Annotated in this window: 7 protein-coding genes and 1 pseudogene; 7 read left to right on the plus strand and 1 reads right to left on the minus strand. The window is 35.1% G+C overall.

Translation table 11 applies throughout. The annotated features are described in order from the left end of the window. The first annotated feature begins 130 nt into the window (after positions 1-130). On the plus strand, positions 131-847 hold the full coding sequence (locus AFK68_RS17205) for a phytanoyl-CoA dioxygenase family protein (protein ID WP_246844244.1): 717 nt from the start codon (positions 131-133) through the stop codon (positions 845-847). A gap of 1,046 nt (positions 848-1,893) precedes the next feature. Here the strand turns inward: AFK68_RS17205 and cysC are convergent. After that, complete coding sequence (gene cysC / locus AFK68_RS17210) at positions 1,894-2,475, minus strand: adenylyl-sulfate kinase (protein WP_094673834.1); 582 nt, start codon at positions 2,473-2,475, stop codon at positions 1,894-1,896. A gap of 324 nt (positions 2,476-2,799) precedes the next feature. On the opposite strand from cysC, the gene AFK68_RS17215 reads away from it, so the two are divergent. From AFK68_RS17215 to AFK68_RS36935, 6 genes and pseudogenes are all read left to right on the plus strand, one after another. Next, positions 2,800-3,234 (plus strand): SLC13 family permease, encoded by a 435-nt coding sequence (locus AFK68_RS17215; protein WP_246844245.1) that lies wholly within the window; start codon positions 2,800-2,802, stop codon positions 3,232-3,234. 63 nt (positions 3,235-3,297) lie between these two features. Next, positions 3,298-4,398: pseudogene (locus tag AFK68_RS17220) on the plus strand (SLC13 family permease); the annotation flags it as partial. Between the two features lie 32 nt (positions 4,399-4,430). After that, positions 4,431-4,751, plus strand: coding sequence for an anion permease (locus tag AFK68_RS17225; RefSeq protein ID WP_256386596.1), 321 nt, complete (start codon positions 4,431-4,433; stop codon positions 4,749-4,751). A gap of 3 nt (positions 4,752-4,754) precedes the next feature. After that, positions 4,755-5,189, plus strand: coding sequence for a hypothetical protein (locus tag AFK68_RS17230; RefSeq protein WP_094673835.1), 435 nt, complete (start codon positions 4,755-4,757; stop codon positions 5,187-5,189). 271 nt (positions 5,190-5,460) lie between these two features. Continuing rightward, entirely contained in the window at positions 5,461-6,300 is an 840-nt protein-coding gene (locus AFK68_RS17235; protein ID WP_094673836.1) for a substrate-binding domain-containing protein, read from the plus strand. A gap of 251 nt (positions 6,301-6,551) precedes the next feature. Continuing rightward, a complete protein-coding gene (locus AFK68_RS36935; protein WP_168186520.1) occupies positions 6,552-6,692 on the plus strand; it encodes a hypothetical protein in 141 nt (46 codons plus the stop codon). The last annotated feature ends 298 nt before the right edge of the window (positions 6,693-6,990 follow it).

Genomic DNA, 6,990 nt, shown 5'->3' on the forward strand with positions numbered 1-6,990 from the left:
ATTATTAATCTATTAAAAATACTTTATCAGCGAGAACCAATCCCTTTTCAAACCCTAAATTTCAGGTTTGGTACTGAACAAAACTACCCATAGTGACAGTATACATTTTAGTTCAATTCCAAGTAGATTTATGTGTGGAGTTTGGGTAGCTCTGGAAGATATAGATGCCAATAACGGTCCGCTACATTATTATCCTGGGAGTCATAAATTACCAACTTTTGATTTAAACGATTTGGGAATTACAGGCAGTTATCAGAATAAACCTTATGATACTTATCCTATATATCAAGAGTTTTTACAGTCATTAATTGAACACAATAGTTTGGAAAAAGTAGAACTTTATGTAAAGAAAGGACAAGCTTTAATTTGGGCAGCAAATTTACTTCATGGAGGCAGTCCAGTTTTAGATAAAAATCGAACTAGATATAGTCAGGTGACACATTATTATTTTTCTGATTGTATGTATTATATTCCCTTACTTTCCGATCCATTTATACATAGAATTCATTTCAAAGAAGTTAAGAATATTATCACAGGAGAAGTAGTTAATCATATTTATAATGGTGAAAAAATTGAAATTCATCCAGAACAATATGAGATGGAAATATTAAAATCTGAAGTCTTACAATTTCAGGAGCAATTAGCAAAATTTCGACCTATTGCAATACAATCTCAGGATAAACTGAATGTCTTAAAACCTCAACTTCAAACTGTTGAGTCAGAATTAGAAAAATTACGAAGTCAGCTGTATAATTCTCAGACAGAGTTGGAGTTATTAAAATCTCAAAATCAGCTACTTGAGACAGAATTAAAAAGATTAAGAACGAAATTCTATCAAAATAGCTAAAAAGGAAGAAGTTCATTAATTGATAATGGATAATTAATAATGGATAATTATTTTTGAGCATAAGCACCATGACAAAATTGTTTAGTGTTTACCAAAAAAAGAGGTTCAAAGCCTCCCCTTTTAAGGGGATGAAAAGATAAAAGTTCATTATTTCAAACCTCTGGGTTTCCGTTTGTCATGCTGCGCAAACAGCCAGAGGTTACTGTTTTGCTGACGCAAAGCTCCGCTTTATATGTCGGCGACAGGCGTTAACGTTTGCGGAGCATTCCCTATACGAAAGTTGTGCGCCAGCAAAACGCTGCGCGACATGTTTGCGCTAGCATTCCGAAGGAAAGCTCCTCCGTAGGAGGCTAACTGTTAACTGATAACTGAAATAACCTACCCTAATGTGATATGAAGCATACAGTATAAAGGATTCAGTATGACAAAATGTGTAATTAATTTTGTGTACCTGCTTAATTATCAATTATCCATTGGTAAGTGGAAATAATTTGTGAAAAAAGCTGTAGGGGTTTGGTTTCCTAATCCCATTTATGCTTGCTTTGGGAGACCAAACCACNTTTGCGCTAGCATTCCGAAGGAAAGCTCCTCCGTAGGAGGCTAACTGTTAACTGATAACTGAAATAACCTACCCTAATGTGATATGAAGCATACAGTATAAAGGATTCAGTATGACAAAATGTGTAATTAATTTTGTGTACCTGCTTAATTATCAATTATCCATTGGTAAGTGGAAATAATTTGTGAAAAAAACTGTAGGGGTTTGGTTTCCTAATCCCATTTATGCTTGCTTTGGGAGACCAAACCACTACTATAAAATATTGCAACTTATGCCGGGATTACTATAGATATCTTTATCGTTTTACCCTTTTATTTCAAAATACAAAATTTACCGAATAATTAAGGTTTAAAGCCTTTCCTTTAAAGGAGAAACAAGAAAAAATATTCCTTTGATTCAATCCTCTGATTTTTAGGGAGAGGTAATTATCAATTATCCATTATCAATTATCAATTATTGAAGCCTTCTTCCTGCTTCCATTCTTCTTTTAAATCTCGAAAAAATAAGCATTACTATCGGGAAAATTACGAGGTTTTAAATAACCTGAATTCACCATTTTGAGTATAACTTTTTCTTTACTTTCTGCGACTGTTTCCAAGTCAGTGCGACATTCAATATCAGGATTAGTTGGTGCTTCATAAGGTAAGTCAATACCAGTAAATTCTTGAATTTCTCTTGCTCTAGCAAGTTGATAAAGTCCTTTGTTATCCCGTGCTTCACAAACTTCTAGAGGTGCATTAACATATACTTCAATAAAGTTCCCAATGCGTTTTCTTACCTCGGAACGAACTTCATTATAAGGAGAAATAGCAGATACTAAAACAATCACACGATTACGAGTTAAAAGATGGGCTAAAAAGCCAATTCTGCGGATATTTTCATCTCGGTCAGCTTTACTAAAACCCAAACTTTTACCAATATCTTGACGTACAACGGTACTATCAAGAATTTCTACTGTATAACCAAGCGATCGCAACTCTTCTGCAACAGCGAAACTTAGAGTAGTTTTACCCGCACCGCTTAAACCAGTAAACCATACTGTTACACCTGTTTGATTATTATTTTCCATTTACAAAATCCTCTTAAAAACAAAGTTTAAATCCTGACAAAAAAGGGATTTAAAATTCGATTAATCTATTGACTTAAGATGTTGACTATGATAAGGTAAATATTTACCTTGTAACAATTAATATCTAATTTTCTAAGATGTAAATACTAAATCAGTAATAAAAGTAATTGTCAACTCAAAAGATTATCTGAATCTCCCTAAAAAAGAATCTACCAGTAAATTTTTTCAATAAAAATTTAATTTTAATCCTTCCTGTTCCCTCTTTTCAAATTCTGTAACTAAGTATAATCAAATCTCTACGTTAAAACTTATTATTCATCATCAATGGAAAACATCAAACATATTGGTACTTGGTTACGAATACTTCGTCAACCTCAGTACCGTTGGCTTTGGTTTGTAGCTGCCGCACTTATCTATGTAGGAATTCTTCTGTTTCCCATGACAGGAGTAGAAAAAGAAGCAAAAGGAGCCTTAGCAGTATTTGGAGTTACAGCTTTCTTGTGGGCAACTAATACCCTACCAGTAGCAGTCACAGGCTTAATGGTACTATTTTTAATTCCTCTCAGTGGCAGCATGTCCGCTACAGAAACTTATGCCTATTTCGGCAACAAAGCAGTATTCTTTGTATTAGGAGCATTTATTCTAGCCAGTCCCATTCAACGCTCCGGACTTAGCACTCGTCTTGCTTTAACAGTAGTTTCCCGTTTTGGCAATAGTCAGGGTATTTTGACTATTGTCAAAACGGGAAAATACTGTTAAAGAAAGACGAGTGCTAAGTCTGGAACGTTGAATGGGATCGCTTAGAATAAAAGCGCGTAATANACTAATACCCTACCAGTAGCAGTCACAGGCTTAATGGTACTATTTTTAATTCCTCTCAGTGGCAGCATGTCCGCTACAGAAACTTATGCCTATTTCGGCAACAAAGCAGTATTCTTTGTATTAGGAGCATTTATTCTAGCCAGTCCCATTCAACGCTCCGGACTTAGCACTCGTCTTGCTTTAACAGTAGTTTCCCGTTTTGGCAATAGTCAAAATACCCTAATTGCCTCGATTTTAATTCTTTCAGCGGTAATGTCCTTTGTGATTAGTTCTTATGCAGTCACGGCCATGCTATTCCCGGTGGTTATAGAAGTTGTCCAAGCAGCAGGGGCTAAACCAGGTGGACGTTTTGGCCTAGCAGCATTTTTAGCCTTGGGATGGGGTTGCGGTATTGGTGGTATCGCAACTTTACTGGGGGGCGCGAGAGCGCCTCTAGCATTAGGAGTTTTGCGCAGCACAACAAAAGGAGAATACGATATCACCTTTGTGGAGTGGTTTATTTGGTCTATTCCTTTAGTTGTCCTCATGTTAATAGTTTGTTATTTTCTTCTATTACGAATAGGAAAAGGTCAAGTAGTTTCTTTATCTAATGCCCGAAAATTTCTGGGAATTAGAGCAAAAAGCCTGGGCGCAATTTCATCGAGAGAAGTTGGTACATTGGTATTAGTGACGGGAATAGTTTTGTTATGGATTTTTAGAGGAAAAGCTTGGGGACTAGATACAATAGCTTTTTTTGGGGTGATGTGTAGCTTCATTTGTGGTTTAGCAAGTTGGCAAGAAGTAGAAGAGGATGTTAACTGGGGTATTTTTTTGATGTATGGTAGTGCTATTGCTCTAAGTGCAGTTTTAAGAGATACGGGAGCAGCACAAGCATTGGCAGAAACTTTATTGGGATCGTGGATTAATTCTGGTATTGTTTGTTTTGTGGCAATGGTTTTGATTATTACTTTTTTGACAGAGGGAATGAGTAATGCTGCTGCGGTGGCAGTTTTGATGCCAGTTGGACTTGCTTTGGCTGCTAAATATGGAATAGATCCAAGGGCAATGACTTTGGGTATTACTCTACCATCGGGTTTAGCTTTTCTGTTACCAGTTAGTACCNATCGTGGATTAATTCTGGTATTGTTTGTTTTGTGGCAATGGTTTTGATTATTACTTTTTTGACAGAGGGAATGAGTAATGCTGCTGCGGTGGCAGTTTTGATGCCAGTTGGACTTGCTTTGGCTGCTAAATATGGAATAGATCCAAGGGCAATGACTTTGGGTATTACTCTACCATCGGGTTTAGCTTTTCTGTTACCAGTTAGTACCCCGGTAATGGCCATTATTATGGGTAGTGGTTATGTGTCGCCTTCTGAAGCTTTTAAGCGTGGCTTGTTGCTAAAATTAGTGGGGACTTTGATATTCTTGGTAATGGCGAAATTTTATTGGCCTTTATTTGGGTTGGGAGTGTAAGAAATGAGTATCTGGTTGGTGGTTGCAAACCCCTACGCTTACGATAAAGCAATGTGGAAAGCAGTCTCAGAAGCACAACAAAATCAAACTAAATTGAGAGTTGTATTTTTTATTAATAATAACTCAATTCATGATGTTATTGGTGAATTGGGGCAGAGTGGTTGGTTGGGATCTAATCCTTTGCATAAATTACAAAATTCTATGTTGGAAGGTTATCGCGCTTTAGCTGGTGATGTTTTGAAACGGGTGAAACGCAAAGCAAAAGGAAAGGAAGTGGAATTAGAAAGTCAGGAAGTAGTAGAAAGACGTACTATAGAGGAATATATTTTTGAGGTTGTAGAAGAAGGTGCAACAAAAATTGTGATTGCTGGTCCGCAATTACTTACTGCTAAAATCGGAGAATTACCAAATATAGCAGAGTATATTGAGGAAGATTAGGAATTTTAACGAAGTTAGAAGTTAGAAGTCAAATTCTCACTTTATTTTTTTGATTGAAGATGATGAATTTTAGGCTAGGATATGTTTTTTTACCGAATAATTAAGGTTTAAAGCGTTCTATTTCAAGAGAAACAATGAATTTATTTTCGTTTTATTCAATCCTCTTCCTTTGAGGTAGAGGTAATTATCAATTATCCATTATCAATTATTGAATGTTCCTCATTCTTTTTATCCCTGCCATAGTTTAGTTCATTTATTTAGTGAGTAATATATGAAACTGAAAAATTTATTAATTGCATTTATGGGAATATTAACTGTGGCAACCGTGACCAGTTGTACAGGGAATAGTGGGAGTCAAGAAACTGCTCAGGAAGAAATTAAAATAGGTGGTTCTTCTGAAGGTTATCCCATCATGGAAATATTAGCAGATGCTTATAAAAATAACTCCATTAAAATTACTTTTATGCCTAGTAGTCAAAGTAGTGGTGGTATTAGAGGTGTTCAGGATGGGTTAATTAATATCGGAGTTATTAGTAAGGAATTGACAGCAGCAGAAACACCAGAAAATTTTAAATACATACCTATAGTGAAAAATTTCCTGGTTTTGATTACTAATGAAAATGTTAAAGGAGTTTCCAATCTTAGCACGGAGCAAATTCAAAGTATCTACAATGGTACTATTAGCAACTGGAAAGAGTTAGGGGGACCTGATGCTAAGATTGTTTTATTAGACATACCTGAAGATGAAACAGAAAAGGAGATTTTGCGAGAAAATATTTTAGGAGAAAATCTTCAAGTTATTTCAACAGCAATTATTTTTCAAGAAGACGATGAAATTCTTGAAGCTGTAGCAACTACACCTTACAGTATTGGTGTTATGCCAAACTCGGAAGAGCTAAAAGAATTTAGTATTAATATACTCAGTATTAATAATACCTTTCCTAACAAAGTTAATATACAGAATGGTAAATATAAAATGAGTCAAACTATCGGGATTATTTTTTCTCCTGAACCTACTTCTGGAACTCAAGAATTTATTGATTTTGTTGTCAGTCAAGAAGCTAAGGAAAAATTAGAATTAGCTAATTATATAGTTGTAGACAAAAATTAGGTCTGGAACAATATTCTTTTCAGACACTAATATTTAGATATAAATAGGGATATGCAATCGGCAGTCAGCGTTGATCGGCAAGGATTTTTATTAATTATTAGTTGTCACTTTTTCCGATTTAGCTAATATAATAGTAAGACTTTTCTTGAGGAGAATAAATTTAGGTTTAACCTGGTGAAGGATAAGGTATTTATAATAACTGGATTTGGTATAGTAATCCTATTATAAAAAAAGATTGTTGGTGTAGGGGTTTGGTAGACAGACCCCTACAAATTTTTATGCTATCTATTGATATTTTTTTGGCATTGGTGATGGGTGGCTATGATTTTTCAAGTGTAGAAATCGAGTTGATATTAGATACAGCAATTCCTGTTGTTATGACAAAATTTTAGGTTTGAGGGAACAGGAAATATGGAATAGAAAAGAATAAAAACAACCGTACCTCATAGCTTCGGAAACTGCTGTATCTTACCGAAAAATTAAGGTATAACAGCAATTTTATAAATGTTTGCTACAAATAGTTAGTGTACTTCAAAGGAGTCAGAAGTCAGGAGCCAGAATTAATAGGTTTACATGAACTTTTTTGTACCTTAAATTATCTTTTTCGTCAAATATAAGTCCCCTATAGAACCCATTTGGGGTCTATTTAAAATTATAGATTGAGAGTAGGGGAGTGGGGGAGTAGGGGAG

The sequence above is a fragment of the Hydrocoleum sp. CS-953 genome (assembly GCF_002260545.1).
In the GTDB taxonomy this organism is placed as follows: Bacteria; Cyanobacteriota; Cyanobacteriia; order Cyanobacteriales; family Microcoleaceae; genus Trichodesmium.

What these genes read in the sequence shown, in the direction of transcription:
- AFK68_RS17205 (WP_246844244.1), top strand. Translation starts at nt 131, where the DNA reads ATGTGTGGAGTTTGGGTAGCTCTGGAAGATATAGATGCCAATAACGGT.
- cysC (WP_094673834.1), bottom strand. Translation starts at nt 2,475, where the DNA reads ATGGAAAATAATAATCAAACAGGTGTAACAGTATGGTTTACTGGTTTA.
- AFK68_RS17215 (WP_246844245.1), top strand. Translation starts at nt 2,800, where the DNA reads ATGGAAAACATCAAACATATTGGTACTTGGTTACGAATACTTCGTCAA.
- AFK68_RS17230 (WP_094673835.1), top strand. Translation starts at nt 4,755, where the DNA reads ATGAGTATCTGGTTGGTGGTTGCAAACCCCTACGCTTACGATAAAGCA.
- AFK68_RS17235 (WP_094673836.1), top strand. Translation starts at nt 5,461, where the DNA reads ATGAAACTGAAAAATTTATTAATTGCATTTATGGGAATATTAACTGTG.